This window comes from Crenothrix polyspora, assembly GCF_900163755.1.
Lineage (GTDB): Bacteria > Pseudomonadota > Gammaproteobacteria > Methylococcales > Methylomonadaceae > Crenothrix > Crenothrix polyspora.
The window spans coordinates 1-19580 of sequence record NZ_FUKI01000031.1; the positions used below are offsets into that span (position 1 = coordinate 1).

Below are 19580 nucleotides of genomic sequence, written 5' to 3' on the forward strand. Positions count from 1 at the left end.
TGGGGTGGTCGACTATTTTAACTCAATACTACTGGATAACTGTAAGACCGACACACTCCTAGTTACGTCATTAAGCACATAAGTTCTTCCGCCAATAAAATTTTCTTTCTGTAAGGTATTAACGCTAATAGTATATCTAAAACTATACTCATCATCGTCATTGGCAAACACATGATACTTACCCGAAATAGTTGGACTATAAAAAAATCCATCTGGACCATAAGGATGATAGTTAGCTGTATCATTGCCAAATTCATCACGTAAACCAATACTAGCACCAGGCACGCCCGTGTCTACTAAAAATTCGTAAACTTTTCCTGCAGTTAAAGACACTTTAAACCAATCACTATCACCGTTGGTTTCAATCACTCCAGTACTTGAGGCGCTGCCATTAATAAAAGGACCGATAACACCTGTTGTTAAAATAGTATTTGTATAATCATCTTTCGTAGCCATAACTGTTCCTTAAAAATATTAATAACAAAACTAACGTTATTATAGTTCTTACATTCAACTCATACAGCGTTTTCAACTTAGAACAGTTACAGCCACCGTTCGTGCTGAGCTTGTCGAAGCATGAACGGCACACTTCGACAAGCTCAGTGCGAACGGTTACGCTGTAACTATTGAACTATGAAAACGCTGTAGTTGATGGATTCAATGAATAAGTGCAATCGCTTTCGTATTTAATTACCTGTTGTACAACGCCAATACTTGGCGTACGTAATTGCGTGTTTCAGGGTAAGGTGGAATCGCATTATGGTATTTCATAACGGTATTTTCGCCCGCATTGTAAGCGGCTACCGCCAAATCTATATTGGAATTGAATAAATCTAATAAATACCGCAGATAGCGCGTTCCCCCGTTAATGTTTTGGTGTGGATCGCTGCGATCAAGTACTCCGTATTGCTTGGCTGTGCCAGGCATTAACTGCATTAAACCTACTGCGCCCGCAGAAGATTTAGCATTGACGTTATAAGCCGATTCGGTTTGTATAACCGCATGTACTAGTTTTTCATCCACTTGGTGGCGTTGTGCGGCTTGAGTGACAATGTCATTAAATTGAGCTTTTTTTGCAGACTGCATGGGGGCTGGGGCGTAATTTTTTGCCAACACTGATATTTTGGCTATGCAAGGACGTGCTGATGGTAAGCCGCGCATGCTATTAAATGCGACCGTGTTATGTTGCATAATAAGTTTTGTGTGTAATCGGCCGCGATGACTGGAGCGAATTAAATTTGATTTATTAGCAGGTGAAACATTAGCTCGATTGTAAAAAAATGAACGTAGCTGCGCATTGGATTTAGCGGCAAGTAGTTTAGTTTTTCTATGCGTTATCGGTGTTGAACCCTTATAACGATCATCTTGCACGGTAGTACTATCGAGGCAGTCACCCTCAGTGGATGCAGATAGGTATTGATTGCGAGCATGAAGCTTTTGATATTGTTTAATAGCTTCACGATTGCTCAGTATAAAACTCTGGCTGTCTGTTTTCTCTTGCGCTTTAGGTTCTGTTGGGCGATTGTATTTACTGTATATCTCTTTGAATTTTATTTGTGTGGCTTGCGTTTCAGTGTCAACGGCTGTTTTGGCTGTATCAGGCACTGTCTTTTGATAGCTATTGATTGATTCGTCTGGGATTAGACTACCTTGTGTTTTATTATCAGAGGCACATCCTGTGCCTATAATAACGATGCTCATGAGGCTAAGTGAAGTAGCGGTTTTTTTCAGAAAAACAACAGCTGACATAATAAGCTTCCTGCGGTTTATTTAAAGAAGAGACGTTACTTTAAAAAAGATAGCGTAACGTTTGTAATAACTCTGTCGTAAATGGTATTTCCTAAATTCTCAAGACAATAAATGACTGTTAGCTGATTTTAGGTAATGCTATTAAGTTAGTATGTGTTAACTTCCCCTTTTGAAAAAGGGGGATTGAGGGGGATTTATTTAAAAAATCTCCTTTAACCCCTCTTTTTCAAAGAGAGGAACTGAATAATTACTTAAGTCATAGGTTGTTTAAGATAAAGCAAAATTCATGCCCTTTATTAAATATCAATTAAAATCAATTGATTGTTGTTTTTGCACTGTTGATTTTTCTATAAATGACTCAGTCTATTAGTATGTTAGTGTAAAAAATACTCACACTATTAAGGTTTTGTTAACTTAGGAAAAATGCCTGCGTTAGTATGCAAGATGTGTGTACGCACAGATGCCACCGCACGCAGATACCTGTGTAAGAAATATATAATACTTTGCGATGTACCTTTTGAGTCTTTTGAAATGTTGTTTATTTTATTGACATATCATATTGAGACAGCAGTTGTTTCTCAGAAACTGCCGTCGTTACAAGAGATATAATTGCAGTTTGTGGTGTGGAAGTACATCATATTTTTTTTGTTTTTTATACTTGATGACAATGACGTGTTATGTAATAAAAACTGCTGAGTAAAATTGAGTTAGCCGCAGCTAAAGTATGCGCTGTCAAAGCACGAGGTAAAACAAAGAAAACGTTAAGCTAATTATCTATTGTAAAGTGACAAGACCTGCCGCACATAATTACGCGTTTCAGGGTAGGGCGGAATAGAATTGTTGTGCCGCATTACAGCATTTTCACCGGCATTGTAAGCTGCAACCGCTAAATCCATGTTGGAATTAAATAAGTCTAGCAGATAACGTAAATACTTAGTGCCGCCATTAATGTTTTGGCTGGGGTCATTTCGATCGGTAACACCGTATTGCTTGGCAGTGCCAGGCATTAACTGCATTAAACCTACTGCACCCGCAGAAGAAGTGGCATTGGCATTGTAAGCTGATTCGGTTTGAATGACCGCATGTACCAATTTTTCGTCGACTTGATGTCGATTAGCCGCTTGCGTAATTAATTCATTAAATTGCGATTTTTTGGCAGCACGCGACGGACTGTAACTGGCTTGTGTTGGCCAAGCGGAAACTTTGGGCGCACACGAGCGTATTGAAATAGTAGTTAAGCCACTGGCATTACGTGATACATTGGTTGCGCCACAGCTATTATCTTTGCGCTTATTTAAGCGGTCACGTTCACCATAGTGCATAAACCCTAAAGTACCGCTGGACGACACTGCCGTTCGGTTATACGAAAAATTTTGCGCTTGTGTTTCGGTATCGTCAGCTGGTGTATTAGTTTTTCTGTGATTAATTAACTTCCAATTACCGTTAAGCCCCGTGGTTTTGTTGGTGAATAAAACCCCGCCATTGGCATTTTTATATTGATAATAATTACCGGCAAGCAAGTTATTGGAAACCAGCAATGTACCTAAAAAAATTGTCATTTTTATCATGTTACCACCTACTATGCAGGGCGAATACCTACTGATTTGGCGGAAGTAACCGCCTTTTTTCTAGCGGCTTCAACAGTGTCGGCGATTGCTAAAGCAACGCCCATCCGTCTATTAACCAAGGCTTCTGGCTTGGCAAATAGTCTGATCTCACTGTCTGGCACAGCCAGCGCTTTATCCAGCCCTTCATAGACAACATCTGTAGCTGCCAGAGTACTTAACAGTGGCACACTGGCTCCTGCCGTGTGTAACCGCGTATTAACCGGTAAGCCTAAAATCGCTCTGACATGTAAATCAAATTCATTTTGTTGTTGCGTCACCATCGTTACCATGCCGGTATCATGAGGTCTGGGACTGATCTCACTAAACCACACCTGTTCGCCTTGCACAAATAACTCCACACCAAACAAGCCCAAGCCGCCTATTTCAGTTGTTACTTTAAAGGCAATGTCTTGTGCTGTTTTTAAAGCTGAGCGACTCATGGCCTGTGGCTGCCAACTTGCTCGGTAATCGCCATGCTCCTGATAATGGCCAATAGGTTCACAATAATACGTTTCAACAACACCGTGGGCATTGAGCGCACGGACTGCCAACAAAGTAATCTCAAAATCAAAATCAATTTTGGCTTCTGCAATTACTTTGCCGGTATCCACTCGACCACTGGACTTGGCGTAATCCCAGGCAGCTTCCAGTTGGGAGGCGGTTTTCACCATCGACTGGCCTTTGCCGGATGACGACATGGTCGGCTTTATAAAACAAGGATAGCCTATATTATTTTCAACGGCGGTTTTTAATTCGGAAAAAGTTTCCGCAAACGCATAGTTTGAGGTGGGTATATTGAGCTTTTCTGCCGCCAACGCACGAATGCCTTCACGGTTCATGGTTAATTGAATGGCTCTGGCATTGGGCACAACCACGCTTTTACCTTCCCGTTCTATGTCAACCAAGGCTTGTGTGGCAATAGCTTCAATCTCAGGGATAATAAAATCCGGTTGTTCCAGATCAATGATTTTTTTGATGGCCTCACTGTCGGTCATATCCACCACATGGCTGCGGTGTGCGACATGTTGCGCCGGTGCATTGGCATAACGGTCAACAGCGATCACTTCGACACCGTAGCGTTGCAAGGCGATCGCCAATTCTTTACCCAGTTCACCGCTGCCAAGCAGTAAGGCTTTGGTAGCGTGGTTAGATAATGCAGTACCTATAATCATTTGCTCTCGTTCAGATAATTATCAATGTCTTCTTTAGAAAAACCAATTTTTTTGGCGACGCGATCGGCATGGCTCACACGAGAAATGCCGGGTATTAAGCGAAACGTTGGCGCATCATTGGCAAATTCAACTTGCTTGGCCAAACCAATGCCCTGCTTGACCATATCGTCTACTAATTGGTGGTTATGGGTAATTAAAATCGTGCTATTACCTTTGCGATAAAAACCATTCAGTACGTTACTGGAGGATTCCATACGCTCTTCAAAAGTTGTGCCTTCCGACAGCTCATCCAATACCACCAGACTTTTAGCGGTGGTGGAGATGAAAATATCTTTGGTGCGTTTTAATTCAGTACCAAAACGGCCTTCACCGTCGTTAAGATGACTGATTTCAGGGGCTTGATAAAATATTTTATCGGCAATTGTCAGCATTGCAGATTTGGCGGGCACATAACAACCGCATTGAGCCAATAATTGAATTTGGGTGATGGTTTTACAAAAAGCTGTTTTACCGCCACTATTAGGGCCGGTTACCAAAACTACTTTTTCATCTTCTAAGATAAAATCATTGCCAACGTAAGCGGCATTGTCTTTGGCTAAAATGGGGTTTCTGGCTTCGACAAGATTAATACGGTGATGCTCGGCATTAACCAGTGTGGGTAACACGGTAGGATGACCAAAACTATCGGCAAATTTTATAAAGGCTAATAATTCATCCAGTTGGCCTAAGGCATCTAGCGCTTGTGCCAGTTCTGGTGAGTTCTTAAATTCTTTACGTAAAGGAATAATGCAGTTGTCGCGGTCGTATCCGCCCACAATCGGGAAATAAACCAATAAAAAAGGCACTAAAAATGCCACAGAACCTGGAATAACCGATGCCATGAAATACAGTAACACGCACAGGCCAATGAAAATAGCGATCAATAATAAAGGCTTTAAAATGCGTGGCTTAAAGATAACCGGTAGCGGAAAAAAGCCAATGCTATCTTTTTTGGATTGTATGCCTTTTTCGCTAAAATACACAGGGCCTTCCATTAAGGCGTAGGCGCGGCTGTGCGAAAAGGCTTTTATTTTGTCAGTAACAGCCATCAGATAACGGCTGTTAAAAGCCGGTAAAGCGTGGGTTTGTGCGCTCAGTTTAAGCATAAACGCCACGGCTTTTTTATATTGTAAATAGCCGTAGCCTTCAATTTCATCAATATTGCGTGCGCTGGTAAACGAGCCTAGAAATTTACCAAACAATAATAAATACAGGCTTTTTTCACCCGTAACAGCCTGTTCAACCAGTTGTTCAAGCGCTAACTTTAAAGCAGAATTATTACGCAGCTCTTGCAGCGCCTGTTGCTTGGCTTGCACGGCATTTAAATCTGCACTGGGGTGTGACAAAGAGCGGTAACAGGTCGCCTGACCAACGGTGGTGGTTGCGTAATTGACAGCATCAAACAGTTTATCCACTTCAATAACATTAAACGCGCTTTCATCCAGTACGTTATTTTCTTGGGCGGCAATTCGGCTAGATTTAATGGTAGGCCACGGCAAATCGGCCCACAGTTGTAGTATTGTTTCTTTCATCACTTTAGCTCTTCCCTATTATTGTAAAGAATACAGGTGCAACAAATGAGCGATTAAAACCGCTATCGGTTAATAAGATTTAAGAATTCTGAACGCGTACTGATGGATTTGCGGAATATGCCGGTCATTACCGATGTGGTCATGACTGAGTTTTGTTTTTCCACGCCGCGCATCATCATACACAAATGTTTGGCTTCAATCACCACCGCCACACCTTTAGCATCAACCGCCACAGAAATGGCATCGGCGATTTGTTTGGTAAGTTTTTCCTGAATTTGCAAGCGGCGGGCATACATATCAACTATACGGGCAATTTTGGATAATCCTAACACTTTTCCTTGCGGTAAATAACCGACGTGGCATTTGCCAATAAATGGCAATAAATGATGTTCGCATAAAGAATACAGTTCAATGTCTTTAACAATGACCATATCTTCGGTTTCAGCAGAAAAAATAGCGCCATTTAATACCTCTTCCAACGTTTTTTCGTAACCATTATTGAGAAACTTAAAGGCTTTGGCGGCACGTTTAGGGGTGTCGACCAAGCCTTCACGGGTTAAATCTTCACCAACAGCGGTAATAATTTTGGCGAATTGCTCTTCCATAATCGTCAGTCTCTTTGCTAAAAAAATGGCGATCAGTATACATCATTGCCAAGCTAAGCTTAATGCCTTCTTCTGAGGGATTAACTTGAAAAATCAACTGTACTACCATGAATTTAGCAGTCTGCCGAGCTTTCTCTTCAAGCAATTGATTTGTATTGGCTTTGTTATTAAAGTCAACTAATAAAATCAGGTATGATCAATTAGTCAAAAGTTAAGATGATTTCCAATCATTAATCTACCGAAGGATTATTCACGAAAAGCACGCAATATAAACCCATTTTTTGTATTTTCATGGACACACAGGTTTTATTTGAGATATTCTTTCGTGTAAATCACCAGAGCCCAACAGACTCCTAGCCAGCATTAGCCTGTTGACAGTAATGAAGGTGGTTTTTTAAACTCGATTATTGGTGGCTCGCAGGAATCATTGCTTAATGATTCACACTCTTGTTTAATAAGATACAAGCCTTCTATATCTTCCAGATGCTCCATAACGGCTTCGGTGACGTAAAATGCTTTGCTACGACCGGTAAGCGCCACCAAATTTTGCAATCTGGCCTCTACATCATAAGGTAGTTGAATAGATATGGACATAAAACCTCTTTTGATAGGCTAAGGATAAAAAATAACACACGAAATTGATGCATAAAAATACTGTGTTTATGACATCAAGCATAGACCAGGTTGTACACTGTTGCAGCACTATTCGATTAGTTTCGGATATAATTAACCTACTTGTTTACATTTTATGTCATTAATACCCACTATTCGTGTCTCAAAAACAGTCTTTTCACTTTGAAGATTTGCTTGCAGAATTGCAACAACTGGTTAGCGTGCTAGAACAAAATACTGACGGCCTAGAAGATTCATTAACATCTTGTCAGCCTAGCGATAATTTTACCGGTGCGTGTCAGAAAGTCTTGCAAGATACATCACAACCCCCACACTTTGTAATTACCGATAATGGAACGCCCACTCTGGAGCTTTATACTGATGAATAGCGCATTAGAACACTATCTTAAATCGTGCCAAACCCGTGTTGAAGCGGCTTTAGAAGCGCGATTACCCAGTAATGCCATTTTGCCGCAAAAACTGCACCAGGCTATGCGGTACAGCGTACTAAACGGCGGTAAACGAATGCGTCCGTTATTAACCTATTGCACGGGTAAAACCTTGGGTATCAATCCAGAAGTATTGGATGGTATCGCTTGTGCAGTTGAGTTTATTCATGTGTATTCGTTAATTCACGATGATTTGCCAGCAATGGATGATGATGATTTACGACGTGGTAAGCCCACTTGTCATAAAGCCTTTGATGAAGCGACGGCTATTTTAGCCGGCGATGGTTTACAGGCCTTGGCATTTGAGGTGCTGGCGCATGACGTTAGCATTAATGCAACACCCGAAGCACGGTTAAAAATGATTACTTTGCTTGCTAAAGCCAGTGGTTCGCAAGGTATGGTTGGCGGACAAGCGATTGATTTAGAATCGGTGGGCAAACAAATAACCTTGCCCGAATTAGAAAATATGCACATTCATAAAACCGGAGCTTTGATCCGTGCCAGTGTTAATTTGGCTACCTTGGTGAAAGCGGATGTTAATCCAGAGATGGCTAATAAATTGGATAATTACGCTAAGTGCATTGGTCTGTCTTTTCAGGTGAAAGATGATATTCTGGACGAAGAAAGTGATACCACTACATTGGGTAAAACCCAAGGTAAAGACCAGGATAATAATAAACCTACCTATCCTGCTTTGTTGGGTTTAGCGGGTGCTAAACAAAAAGCACAAGAACTGCATGAAAGAGCGATTGAAAATTTAACGATGTTTGGCACAGAAGCGGATTTGTTGCGTGAGTTATCGCTGTATATTATTCAGCGCGATCATTAGTTAATGAGCTTTTGTAAAGCCTTAAAAAAACTTTGTAAGAAGGTGATTTGTCGTTTTCTAACGATACCGGATATCGTGGTTACACTGGCTTTTGTATTTTTAACGGTGATTGCAGTTTGTTATTTTAAAACGAGTTACGGTCCGTCATGTGTACCGCCGCTATTATGTCGTCCTCATTCGTATGCTGATTTTGGCGTTATAGGAGATTTTTTTGGCGGTATACTAAATCCGATATTCTCATTTCTTGGGCTTGTACTTTTATTGGCAACATTACGCCAAAATGAGAAGGAATTAGCGCTTTCTCGTAAAGAGTTAAAGAAATCGAATAAGGCATTGAAGGAGCAAGCGAAAACACAAAAACAGCAGCGATTTGAATCAACATTTTTTTCTTTACTGGATCAACATAATAAATTGTTGGATGTATTGACGGCTGCCTCTAAGGGTGGTTCAACAGTAGCCGGTGATTTGTTTCTTGAAATCAAGTGTGATGCCCAGCCTTCAAAATCTAAATTACTCGCAACTGAGACATCATTTCATCAATATGCCCGAATTTTATATCAAATATTGAAATTCATTTGCATTCAAAATACAAATTATTCTAGCCAAGCAGACGATCAGTTGCTTGATATTTTGAAAAACAGCCCATACTCGAACGATGAAAAGCTGTATTCGAGTATGGTAAGAGCATTGTTGTCAAATGACATTTATTTACTACTTGTTATCAATTGCTATGTAACTGAGGAAACAGATGATTTTTATAAATTCAAAAAATTAATTGAGCGATATAGTTTTTTTGAGCACCTGTCCACACAAAGAATGACAAGTGGTAATCTGACTAGTACATCAAATCATATAAAAACAGGATAATAAAAATCTTCAAATCATGAATGAAACGCTGTTGTGTACTACATCAAGTTAATATTTAAATCCTGTTGATTTACAATTTGGTGTACTAGTATTTTTCATATTAAGCATTATTTCGATGTTTACGACGATAGAGCATTTGGGAAAATGGCAGATGAAATAAAGAAATGTGTGGTAAGTACTTAGGATGAAACTATCTCTCAACACACAAATTTTCATCGCCGTTATCGCCAGCCTTGTTTCTGGTTTGCTGTTGCAACACATTGACATTGATAGCAACGTCTATAAAAAAACCATCTTTACCTGCGCTATTGTCGGTAACACCTTTGTCGATTTATTAAAAATGGTGTTGATTCCACTGGTATTTACCTCGATCACGGTGGGTGTCGCACATTTGCGCCATCACAGTAATATGCACCAAATATGGAAAACCACACTGGTATTTTTTATGTTTACTGCCTCAGTTGCAATAGTGCTTGGGCTTGGCGTATCAAACTGGTTTCATCTTGGCGCAGGTATCGACATTCATTTGTTCGATGCCGACATGCAAAATTTTAATGCCAAAAATTTAACGCTGGAAGAGTTCACCACTCAGTTTTTTCACAGCCTGTTTATCAATCCGCTGGCCGCTATGGTGCATGGCGATATTCTAGCTGTGGTGATTTTTGGCTTATTTTTGGGTATAACGTTCATTGTTATGGCAGAAAAAGCCCAAACCCTGTTAAACCTGACTGAAGAGTTATTGGCCGTTATTATGCTAATCGTCAGTTGGATAATGAAAGTGGCACCGATAGGGATATTCGCACTGTTGACCAAGCTGGTTGCAACGCAGAACATTGCCTTATTAAGCACCTTGGCTAAATTTATCGTCGTTGTTATCGGCACGACGCTGTTTCATGGCTTTGTGGTATTGCCGCTGATTTTATTTGCTATTACACGCATTTCCCCAGCTTTCTTTTTTAAAGGCGCACGGGAGTCTCTGATTACCGCGTTTGCCACCAGTTCCAGCTCGGCGACGCTACCGATTACGCTGCGGTGTGCGGAAAATAATTTAAAGGTTGATAAAAATATTGCCGGTTTTGTGGTATCGCTGGGCGCAACGGTTAACATGGATGGCACGGCCTTGTACGAAGCCGCCGCCGCGTTATTTATTGCTAATTTAACCGGTGTCGATTTAAATCTATTGCAACAAAGCATTGTTTTTATTACTGCCATGTTGGCTGCCATTGGTGCGCCAGGTATTCCCAGTGCTGGCATGGTAACAATGGTGATGGTGTTGCAATCGGTGGGCTTACCCGCAGAAGCGATTGCTATTTTGTTACCGATAGACCGTTTATTAGATGCGGTTCGTACCGTGGTGAATGTTGAAGGCGATATGATTGGCAGCTTGGTGGTGCAAAAACTTACCCAAGTAAAAGCTGCTGATTAAAATCAGTGTGTCGTTAAGACCTGGCGTAATACGGCGATGCCCCTTATTTTTAGTCATGTGATTATTTCAAATACGCTACTGAACAACGTCAGTTACTGCTGAAAATTAAAATGTGTACTATATTGTTGGCAGTTAGATTTAAAAAACTTACGGGTGTCTGAGTAGGTTTGTTACATTTGAATCAACTGCATAACGATCTGAGATTGCATTTTTAAAACAGGAATAAGTGCCTTATGTGCGGTATTGTTGGTATTTTTGATATAACAGAAAAACGTGACATCAATAAAGATGTGCTGTCACAAATGAATGAGATTCAACAGCACCGAGGCCCTAATGAAGGCGGGCTTTATCTTGAACCAGGCTTGGGTTTCGGTCATCGGCGCTTGTCGATTATTGATGTGGACAATGGTCAGCAACCGATGATCAGCCGTGACAAAAATGCGATTTTAACTTACAACGGTGAAGTCTATAATTTTTTGGCATTGCGTCAGGAACTGGAATCTTTAGGTTATGAGTTTGATACGCATTGCGATACCGAAGTCATTTTGTATGCCTGGCAAGCCTGGGGTGAATCGTGTGTTAATAAGTTGCGTGGCATGTTTGCGTTTGCGCTGTGGGATAAAGACCGCCAATGCTTATTTTTGGCGCGTGATCGTTTAGGGGTTAAGCCGCTGTTTTATACAGAATTAGCGAATGGCCAGTTTATTTTTGGTTCTGAACTGAAAGCCTTAACCCAGCACCCTGCGTTGGTTAAAGCGATTGATCCGACGGCGGTTGAGGACTATTTTGGTTTTGGCTATATCCCCGACCCTAAAACCATTTACAAGAATGTTTACAAATTAGAGCCTGGCTATTGTTTAACCATTACACAGGGCAGCTTGCATTACCAGCCACGGCAATATTGGGATGTTAATTTTACCACGCGGCTCATGCAAGATGAACGGGCTAGTGCCGATGAATTGATTGAGCGCTTACGTGAGGCGGTAAAAATTCGCATGGTGGCCGATGTGCCGTTAGGCGCGTTTTTGTCCGGTGGTGTGGATTCCAGCGCTATTGTGGCGATGATGTCGGGTTTGTCGCCTGAACCAGTTAATACCTGTTCGATTGCTTTTGGTGATCCGGCTTTTAATGAAGCCAAATTTGCCGCGCAAGTGGCCAGGCGCTATCAGACTAATCACCGTGTTGAACAAGTTAATCCCGATGATTTTAGTTTACTGGATCAATTGGCGGGGCTGTATGACGAACCGTTTGCCGACAGCTCCGCGTTGCCGACCTACCGTGTGTGCGAATTAGCTAAAAAGCAAGTTACCGTGGTGTTATCGGGCGATGGCGGTGATGAAAATTTAGCCGGTTACCGTCGTCACCGCTGGCATGTGTACGAAGAGCGGGTGCGCTCAAACTTGCCATACGCGCTACGCAAGCCGGTGTTTGGCTTGTTGGGGCAGATGTATCCCAAAGCTGATTGGGCACCGAAAATGTTCAGAGCTAAGTCTACCTTTGAATCGTTGGCACGCGATTCGGTAGAAGGTTATTTTCACAGCGTGTCGGTGATGTCGAATCAGATGCGCGGCTTGTTGTTCAGCGAGCAATTAAAAACTGATTTGCAAGGCTATCAAGCTATCGACGTGTTTAGAAAACACATGATCAAAGCGCCGACCGATAATGCCTTATCAATGGTGCAATACCTGGATTTAAAAACTTATTTACCCGGCGATATTTTAACCAAAGTTGATCGTGCCAGTATGGCGCATGGTTTGGAAGTGCGCGTACCTTTACTGGATCATCAATTAGTGGAATGGATAGCGGGATTGCAGCCGAAAGCAAAGCTCAATGGCAGTGAAGGCAAGTACATTTTCAAGAAATCACTGGAAAAATATTTATCCGATGATATTTTGTATCGCCCGAAAATGGGCTTTGCTGTGCCGTTAAATGCGTGGTTTAAAGGTCCGTTAAAAACCAAGGTTAAAGAGGCTTTATTGGGTGAGCGCATTCTAAATTGCGGATTGTTTAACCAGACGTTTTTAAAACAGATGCTCGATCACCATGAGCGCGGTTTACGTGATTACAGTTCGCCAATGTGGAGTTTGTTGATGTTTGATGCATTTTTGCACAACGTCAGTTGAGGTTTTTACTGGGTATCAGCCGCATTAGGCTTTTACGTGCCAGATGCGGTATTAGTAATGCTAAAGGCATACGCAAATAATGCGAACGGATAAACAACAGCCAGCGAGCCACTGCGACGGTTAGCGAGGTTTCGTCGGGGTGTTCTGGCAATAGCGCTATGGGTATTAAATAATCCATTAATAACCGTGTGGGTAACACGGGAGCCATAGTTTGGCTGGCTTGTAAAATGTCTTTTGGTATGGGGGTATTTAATAAACGGTGCGTATAACGCATGCTGTAATACAGGGGTCGCTGCAAGCCCAGCACTGTGGCGCGGGCTAATAAACTAGCAAAAAAAGTAGTATTGTCGGTACTAAAGTGCCGGAACAGCTGGTCTAAATCCACCAGATCGCGTAGCTTGTTATTGAGTTCAGAATCAAAAAACAGATGCACTGCACTGTGCAACACCATGTCGCAAGGCGATAATACTTTGAACGCGGTATCGACATTTAGCGACACGGCATCATGGAAAAGCAGGCTGGGGTCGGGGCATAAAGCACTGGTTGGCGGAATAATAGTGTGGTGTATATCCACTTCCATTTCTCGTAAGCGGTGACATAACGGCGGTATTTCGTGCATCCATTCACGGTAATAGTATTGATCGTAGTCATTTAGCTTTAAGGCGTGCCAGTCTTGCGCCAGCAAACTTTGTTCAATGGTATTTATGATTGATTTGTTAACCATTACATCAATATCGGCGAACACGCGTGTTTTTGCAAACGGTATGTCGAGCAATAAATACGCACAGCCTTTTAAGACGATAATATCAGTTTTACACTGAGTCAGTGCGCGTTGTAAACGGTTTAACTCCCAAAATGCCATGCGTTGCCGGTAGGCAATAATCGCTTGTGCCGCTATTAAATGGTTGCTGATTTTTTCTGGTACGCAATAACTGAGTGTGTATTGTTCTATTAACCCTGCAAAATGGGCGATCAGTTTACAAGCTCTGGCCATTCTTAGCAGCAATGACCATTGTGAACTACTTAACTCCGTCAGTCGTTCAGGATTTTTTAAACACGCCAATAATAACGTTTGGCCCGATGTGTGGTGTTTATTGCGCATTGTCAGATAACACATCCAGTTGTGCAATAACATCATCCAGATTGCTGTAACTTAGGTTATAGCAATCGCAGTTTGTTATGATGGTTTTAACGAGATTAAAACTGGTAGCGCCCAACAAGGTGTAATTAAATGAGTTACTGGCTAATTTAAGAAAAGCCGCCGATTTGCTGAGTGGCTCTAATAATACTTCTGCTTGGTTTTGATATTGTGGAAAAACAATCCACGCGGGGGCTGCGGTTTGTTTTAAACAGTCGACACTGGCCGTTGGTGCTCGTAAATGGCCGAGAGTGCCTTTGCGGGTTTTTTCAAATAACGGCCCAATAAAAACACGCGCATCAAAGTTGCGGATAACGGCGATGGATTCGTTTTTTAACGGTGTTGGTCTGGGTATAGGTACAATTTGCCCGTGTATTGGCTGTACCAAACAGAATTCATCGGACAAAAAGCGCCAGCCGCGTTGTGCCAATGCCGCAGACAGCGTGCTTTTTCCAGAACCTGGCAGGGCGGGTAAAATCAGTGCTTTACCGTGTCTTTCTAAAACAGCAGCGTGCAGCATGAGATAATGTTGTCCTAATCGTGCAATACTCCAGTTTAACGCCCATTCAAACAAAGGCATGGCGTGCGTGGCTGCAAACGCTTGAAACGGCTGTTGGCCATCAATACGGGCAATAATTTGCGGTTTTATCCAACGTCTATAATTGTTGGCAATCACCATATCAATATGGAAATCAATCAGTTGATCGTCGGTGATAACCGGAAAATCTCGGTACAACTTGTGAAACGTGTGGATAAAGTTTTTATGGGTGCTACGTAAACGTATCGAAAAAGCCCCGACATCGAAGCACAGTCCTTGTGTGGCGGTGGTTTTTTTTAAGATTTCTGGCAGCGACAGATCGCCTATTTTCATGATTGGCAGAGTTTAATCAAGCCGAGATCGTCGAATTGTTCAATTAATTGCGTCATGTGCAGATGAATGTCGTCGGTGCTATCGGTTTGATACAGTGAACAAATATGCTGGGTGAGGGCGGATACGCTGGCAGGTTGGTGTAAAAAATTTAACGCATCAATCGCCATGAGGTTGAGTTGGTGGGTTTCACCGGACAGCGGATTATAGACGATACTGTTATTGTCTTCATTTTCTTGTGTCGTGTACAGCTCAATGTTGCTAACGCTCTGCCACCTCGTATTTTGAGTCATTGCCAGCCGACATAAAATAACATTACGGGTGTAAAGACGTGGCGCACGATTGGGTTGCAACAATTGTGCTGACTTGGTTAGTATCTTTAGGGCCTACGATTGGCGTGCCAGCATTTAAAGCCCGAACACCACTGGGGGTGAGTTGTGCCAAAATCCAGCCATCAGTATCATTGCTGTTATTAAACGTATATTTTACTGTATTAAAGCTATTAAAAGGCACCATAACAACAACGCTGGTTGAGCCACTGGTATCGGTGTATTCTTGTAAAGCAGCGCTGGTGCTATTATCAGTCGCTCTATACCAAAATGCCGATCCTTTAGGGTAATTATAAATTGTAATGGCCGATCCGTTAGGTACAGGGGTCATGATTCTGACTTTTGTGGGGTCTCTGACAAAACTGTCTGCTTTTTCGGTTGCTATAATAGTGGGTGCAGGTATGTTTTTTTGCTTTTCTAAACAAGAGATACTGGCTGCTGCAAAAGCAGAGCCGTTACGTAATGTTAGCACAACGGGCAATGTTGCCGCCGAACCTTTGATAAAAGCGCGTCTTTTTCTTGAAAGCGAGTCTGTTGGATTTTCTTGTGTTTTGAATTCGGCTTGTTGTTTTGAAGGTTTCATTAAAATAACCTTGTGTCAGACGCTAAATAGAGTGTATTAAGTATAGAGTGTTTTGCCTTATTTTCAATATGGCTTGTTGTGCGGGTAGTGTTTAATATCTGCATTTTTAATGGGTGCGTGTAATGATGGATGGCTTATGAAAAAATGCGTGTGGTCAATTAAAACGGACATTGAGGGCGCGTATCATGATATTGAATGGGGTGTGCCGGTTCATGATGATCGTTTGTTATTTGAGTTTATAGTATTGGAAGGCGCACAGGCAGGCTTGAGCTGGTTGACTATTTTAAAAAAACGTGACGGCTATCGACACGCTTTTGATAATTTTGAAGTGATAAAAGTAGCCGCGTATGATGAAGATAAAATCCAGCAGTTACTGCTTAATCCTGATATCGTCAGAAATAAGCTTAAGATAAAGTCTGCCGTGACAAATGCCTGTGCATTTTTAAAAGTTCAGCAGGAATTTGGTAGTTTTGATAGTTATTTATGGCATTTTGTCGATAATAAACCCGTACAAAATAATTGGAAAAGTCAGCAAGAATTACCCGCATCCAGTCATCTGTCGGATTTAATCAGTAGAGACTTAAAAAAACGCGGCTTTAAATTTATGGGCAGTACCATTTGTTATGCGTTTATGCAGGCTATTGGTATGATTAACGATCACACGGTGGATTGTTATCGACATCGACAATTACAAATATAAGCAGGTATAACCATGCGTTATTTACACACTATGATCCGCGTGCGTGATTTACAGACATCACTGGATTTTTTCTGTACTCAATTGGGTATGCTTGAGTGTGAGCGTATCGAAAATGATACAGGACGTTTTACCTTGGTGTTTCTGTGTGCGCCAGAAGATAAGCCGCAGGCAATGGCAGCACGCACGCCGTTAATTGAGCTAACCTACAATTGGGATGCGGAAAATTATGGCGGAGGGCGTAATTTTGGTCATCTGGCGTTTGAGGTTGATAATATTTATCAAACCTGTGAGGCCTTGCAAACTGCGGGGGTATTGATCAATCGTCCGCCACGCGATGGCATGATGGCGTTTATACGTTCGCCGGATAATATTTCCATTGAGCTTTTGCAAAAAGGCTTAGCGTTACCGCCGCAAGAACCGTGGCTTTCTATGGTTAATACCGGCAGTTGGTAAAGTATTAAGCTGCCGCTTGGTTCTGTCAGGTTCTAAACACCTGACAGAACAGGTGAAAAATTAAATGGCCGCTTTAATACGTGCCATCGCTTTTTGCAGATTATCCATGCTGGTCGCGATGGAAATTCTGATATGCCCAGGGCTGCCGAACGCTGATCCTGGTACTAAGGCAACACCGGCTTTTTCGATTAAGTATTCAGAAAAATCCAAGTCGTCATTAATACCGTCTAATTGGGCGATGAGTTTTTCAACATTGGGGAATACGTAAAAAGTCCCGTCAGTTTCAATACATTCAACACCGGCTATGCTATTGAGTTCATTGACGACATAATCATGGCGTTGTTTAAATTCCACACACATCCGGTCAATAAAGCTTTGGTCGCCAGTTAAAGCAGCTTCTGCGGCATATTGCGAAATAGACGTTGGGTTAGAGGTACTTTGTGATTGAATGGTACACATAGCTTCAATCAAATCGGCAGGCCCTGCCGCATAGCCAATACGCCAGCCTGTCATAGAATAGGCTTTGGACACACCATTCATTACCACGGTACGATCATATAAATCAGGGTGCGCGTTTAAAATATTAACAAACGTACCTTGTTGCCACAGAATATGCTCGTACATATCATCGGTAGCAATGATGATATTGGGGTAGTCTTTGAGTACATCACCTAAGGCTTTCAGCTCCTCAAGGCTATACGTAATACCCGAAGGGTTGGATGGGCTGTTGATGAAAATCAAGCGGGTTTTATCGGTAATAGCCGCACGCAACTGTTCGGGTGATATTTTAAAGCGTTGCGCTTGCGTGGTTTCAATAATTACCGGTACGCCATCAGCCAGTAATACCATATCGGGGTATGACACCCAAAAAGGTGCCGGAATAATGACTTCATCACCGCTATTAAGTAACGCTTGCGTTAAATTAAACGAGCTTTGTTTACCGCCACAAGACACTAACACTTGTTTAGGTGTGTAATCTAGGCCGTTGTCTTTTTTGTATTTATCAATAATGGCTTTTTTTAAGCTCGCCGTACCATCTACTGCGGTGTATTTGGTAAAGCCATTGTCCATTGCTTTAACAGCGGCCGCTTTAATATGGTCGGGCGTATCAAAATCGGGTTCGCCTGCGCCAAGACCGATAATGTCTTTACCCGCCGCACGCATTTGCGCGGCTCTGGCGGTTATTGCCAGGGTAGGGGAGGGTTTAACTGCTTGGACTCTGTTAGAAAGTTTTATGCTCATAGTTCGCCGTGTAAAGTAAAATCAATGTCTGCAATGCGTGTAATTATACCTTATGTGCATTGGCTTCTTCTAACCAGACGATTAAAAAAGTAACAATAGTCTTTCAAATTCAGTTTTGGCGGGTTTTGTCCTGAAAAACAAGGCTTTCATGGTAAAAGCCGCGTGTTTAGCAAAAAGTCGGCTGTTTTGTGTGTATTTTTAAGGATAATTAAAACCGATAGACTCACTCGTGCCGCTTGCGCTGTGGCATTCCAAAATCTAATAGCATGATTAACCGGTGATGTTCCAAATATTTACATTAAGTGACATTGTTGTCAGTATTGCGTGGGGATGGAGATAGAGGGATTGGTCATAACATTATGTTTAATATGGGCAATGATATGTTGGCATAAATGCTGCTTTAGCTTATATGTATAACAATGATTGGCTAACACGAGGATATCCTTGTTATTACTTAAAGTATTAAATTTAATATTTACTTGGAGCAATAGATTATGAAATACCCACTATTAACAGTGCTTATCGTGTCATTTGGTATGTCTGATATCAGTATCGCAAGTCCATTGTGCGATAAACTAAAAATGTCCGCCAGCCAATTGACGGCTTTTCGTCCACTTGATGCGCACGGTAAATATACCCAAAGTAGTATGAATGAGGCGGTGACCTGTTTAAATGCCAATTGGGATAAATTATCAAAACGACTTGAGTTTCGAGGCTTAGTCACGGATTCTGGGTTTGTTGTGCCGGTTGTTTCGCCAACGCCTTCGGTGGCGGTGCGTTATTCTCCCGCCGCAATGTATAACGCTAATGCAGCAACGCCGAGCGCTTTTTTAAGCCGACCTGTTACCGATGTTAATTATTTGCCTGTATCAGCGGGTACATCAATGCACGTAATGACGCAGACCTATCGATTGAATGCGCCGCATCTTATGGATGAAGTGCCTACTTCAAATTATCAAGGCAGTCTTGCTACTCCGATTACTTACCAAACTGGGCATTGGAATGTCGATAGATAAAACCCGCGATAATACTGTTGTCAATTTCAACTGACGCATAATATAACCGCCACTGGCATCTTAATACGTGATTAAAAAATCTCTTTAACGTCGTCTTTTTTAGCAGCAGGTGGCGCTGAGCCGGTACTGGGTGGATTATTAGCTTTAAGAATGGGTTTTTTGGTTTTAACTGGCACTGTTACTCACATTGAGCGGCTATCACCCATAGGAAAGTTGATATATATTTGCTACCGTGGGGCCA

Annotated in this window: 20 protein-coding genes; 8 read left to right on the top strand and 12 right to left on the bottom strand. The window is 41.9% G+C overall.

Annotated features, from left to right (window positions below):
- Positions 1-12: 12 nt before the first annotated feature.
- The 7 genes from CRENPOLYSF2_RS02115 to relB form a co-directional block, all read right to left on the bottom strand.
- A complete protein-coding gene (locus CRENPOLYSF2_RS02115) occupies positions 13-456 on the bottom strand; it encodes a hypothetical protein (RefSeq protein ID WP_087142316.1) in 444 nt (147 codons plus the stop codon).
- Between the two features lie 234 nt (positions 457-690).
- The gene (locus CRENPOLYSF2_RS19405) at positions 691-1749 is read right to left on the bottom strand and encodes a lytic transglycosylase domain-containing protein (RefSeq protein ID WP_336469712.1); all 1059 of its coding nucleotides are present in this window, start codon (positions 1747-1749) and stop codon (positions 691-693) included.
- Positions 1750-2519: 770 nt separating this feature from the next.
- On the bottom strand, positions 2520-3317 hold the full coding sequence (locus CRENPOLYSF2_RS19410) for a lytic transglycosylase domain-containing protein (protein WP_336469713.1): 798 nt from the start codon (positions 3315-3317) through the stop codon (positions 2520-2522).
- 11 nt (positions 3318-3328) lie between these two features.
- On the bottom strand, positions 3329-4528 hold the full coding sequence (gene purT / locus CRENPOLYSF2_RS02130) for a formate-dependent phosphoribosylglycinamide formyltransferase (RefSeq protein ID WP_087142317.1): 1200 nt from the start codon (positions 4526-4528) through the stop codon (positions 3329-3331).
- Positions 4525-6099: a MutS-related protein gene (locus CRENPOLYSF2_RS02135; protein ID WP_087142318.1), complete on the bottom strand. Its 1575-nt coding sequence runs from the start codon at positions 6097-6099 to the stop codon at positions 4525-4527. Before CRENPOLYSF2_RS02135 ends, purT begins: the two co-directional genes overlap by 4 nt.
- Before the next feature lie 62 nt (positions 6100-6161).
- Positions 6162-6704 (bottom strand): GTP cyclohydrolase I FolE, encoded by a 543-nt coding sequence (folE, locus tag CRENPOLYSF2_RS02140; protein WP_087142319.1) that lies wholly within the window; start codon positions 6702-6704, stop codon positions 6162-6164.
- 363 nt (positions 6705-7067) lie between these two features.
- A complete protein-coding gene (gene relB, locus CRENPOLYSF2_RS02145) occupies positions 7068-7298 on the bottom strand; it encodes a type II toxin-antitoxin system RelB family antitoxin (RefSeq protein ID WP_087142320.1) in 231 nt (76 codons plus the stop codon).
- A gap of 176 nt (positions 7299-7474) precedes the next feature.
- On the opposite strand from relB, the gene CRENPOLYSF2_RS02150 reads away from it, so the two are divergent.
- From CRENPOLYSF2_RS02150 to CRENPOLYSF2_RS02170, 5 genes are all read left to right on the top strand, one after another.
- The gene (locus CRENPOLYSF2_RS02150; RefSeq protein ID WP_087142321.1) at positions 7475-7705 is read left to right on the top strand and encodes an exodeoxyribonuclease VII small subunit; all 231 of its coding nucleotides are present in this window, start codon (positions 7475-7477) and stop codon (positions 7703-7705) included.
- On the top strand, positions 7698-8594 hold the full coding sequence (ispA, locus tag CRENPOLYSF2_RS02155) for a (2E,6E)-farnesyl diphosphate synthase (RefSeq protein ID WP_087142322.1): 897 nt from the start codon (positions 7698-7700) through the stop codon (positions 8592-8594). The genes CRENPOLYSF2_RS02150 and ispA overlap by 8 nt, the downstream gene beginning before the upstream one ends.
- A 75-nt stretch (positions 8595-8669) precedes the next feature.
- The gene (locus tag CRENPOLYSF2_RS02160; RefSeq protein WP_176371003.1) at positions 8670-9461 is read left to right on the top strand and encodes a putative phage abortive infection protein; all 792 of its coding nucleotides are present in this window, start codon (positions 8670-8672) and stop codon (positions 9459-9461) included.
- 184 nt (positions 9462-9645) lie between these two features.
- Positions 9646-10887 carry a dicarboxylate/amino acid:cation symporter gene (locus tag CRENPOLYSF2_RS02165; protein ID WP_087142324.1) on the top strand — a complete coding sequence of 414 codons (1242 nt, stop codon included), beginning with the start codon at positions 9646-9648 and terminating at the stop codon, positions 10885-10887.
- A gap of 233 nt (positions 10888-11120) precedes the next feature.
- Positions 11121-13010, top strand: a complete 1890-nt coding sequence (locus CRENPOLYSF2_RS02170) for an XrtA/PEP-CTERM system amidotransferase (RefSeq protein WP_087142325.1) — start codon at positions 11121-11123, stop codon at positions 13008-13010.
- On the opposite strand, the gene CRENPOLYSF2_RS02175 is transcribed toward CRENPOLYSF2_RS02170, so the two are convergent.
- The 4 genes from CRENPOLYSF2_RS02175 to CRENPOLYSF2_RS02190 are packed head-to-tail and all read right to left on the bottom strand — an operon-like array spanning position 13003 to position 15928.
- Positions 13003-14112 (bottom strand): nucleotidyltransferase domain-containing protein, encoded by a 1110-nt coding sequence (locus tag CRENPOLYSF2_RS02175; RefSeq protein ID WP_176371004.1) that lies wholly within the window; start codon positions 14110-14112, stop codon positions 13003-13005. The two genes, CRENPOLYSF2_RS02170 and CRENPOLYSF2_RS02175, sit on opposite strands and share 8 nt — an antisense overlap.
- A complete protein-coding gene (locus CRENPOLYSF2_RS02180; RefSeq protein ID WP_087142327.1) occupies positions 14102-15019 on the bottom strand; it encodes an HprK-related kinase A in 918 nt (305 codons plus the stop codon). The genes CRENPOLYSF2_RS02175 and CRENPOLYSF2_RS02180 overlap by 11 nt, the downstream gene beginning before the upstream one ends.
- Positions 15016-15309 carry an HPr-rel-A system PqqD family peptide chaperone gene (locus CRENPOLYSF2_RS02185; protein ID WP_087142328.1) on the bottom strand — a complete coding sequence of 98 codons (294 nt, stop codon included), beginning with the start codon at positions 15307-15309 and terminating at the stop codon, positions 15016-15018. Before CRENPOLYSF2_RS02185 ends, CRENPOLYSF2_RS02180 begins: the two co-directional genes overlap by 4 nt.
- Before the next feature lie 22 nt (positions 15310-15331).
- Positions 15332-15928 (bottom strand): hypothetical protein, encoded by a 597-nt coding sequence (locus CRENPOLYSF2_RS02190; protein ID WP_087142329.1) that lies wholly within the window; start codon positions 15926-15928, stop codon positions 15332-15334.
- A 136-nt stretch (positions 15929-16064) separates the two neighbouring features.
- Between CRENPOLYSF2_RS02190 and CRENPOLYSF2_RS02195 the strand changes: the two genes are divergently transcribed.
- Both CRENPOLYSF2_RS02195 and CRENPOLYSF2_RS02200 read left to right on the top strand, forming a co-directional pair.
- Positions 16065-16628, top strand: coding sequence for a DNA-3-methyladenine glycosylase I (locus tag CRENPOLYSF2_RS02195; RefSeq protein ID WP_087142335.1), 564 nt, complete (start codon positions 16065-16067; stop codon positions 16626-16628).
- A 12-nt stretch (positions 16629-16640) separates the two neighbouring features.
- On the top strand, positions 16641-17081 hold the full coding sequence (locus CRENPOLYSF2_RS02200; protein ID WP_087142330.1) for a VOC family protein: 441 nt from the start codon (positions 16641-16643) through the stop codon (positions 17079-17081).
- A gap of 60 nt (positions 17082-17141) precedes the next feature.
- Here CRENPOLYSF2_RS02200 and CRENPOLYSF2_RS02205 read toward each other — a convergent pair whose 3' ends face one another.
- The gene (locus tag CRENPOLYSF2_RS02205; protein ID WP_087142331.1) at positions 17142-18323 is read right to left on the bottom strand and encodes a pyridoxal phosphate-dependent aminotransferase; all 1182 of its coding nucleotides are present in this window, start codon (positions 18321-18323) and stop codon (positions 17142-17144) included.
- A 494-nt stretch (positions 18324-18817) separates the two neighbouring features.
- On the opposite strand from CRENPOLYSF2_RS02205, the gene CRENPOLYSF2_RS02210 reads away from it, so the two are divergent.
- Positions 18818-19339: a hypothetical protein gene (locus CRENPOLYSF2_RS02210; RefSeq protein WP_087142332.1), complete on the top strand. Its 522-nt coding sequence runs from the start codon at positions 18818-18820 to the stop codon at positions 19337-19339.
- Positions 19340-19580 lie beyond the last annotated feature (241 nt).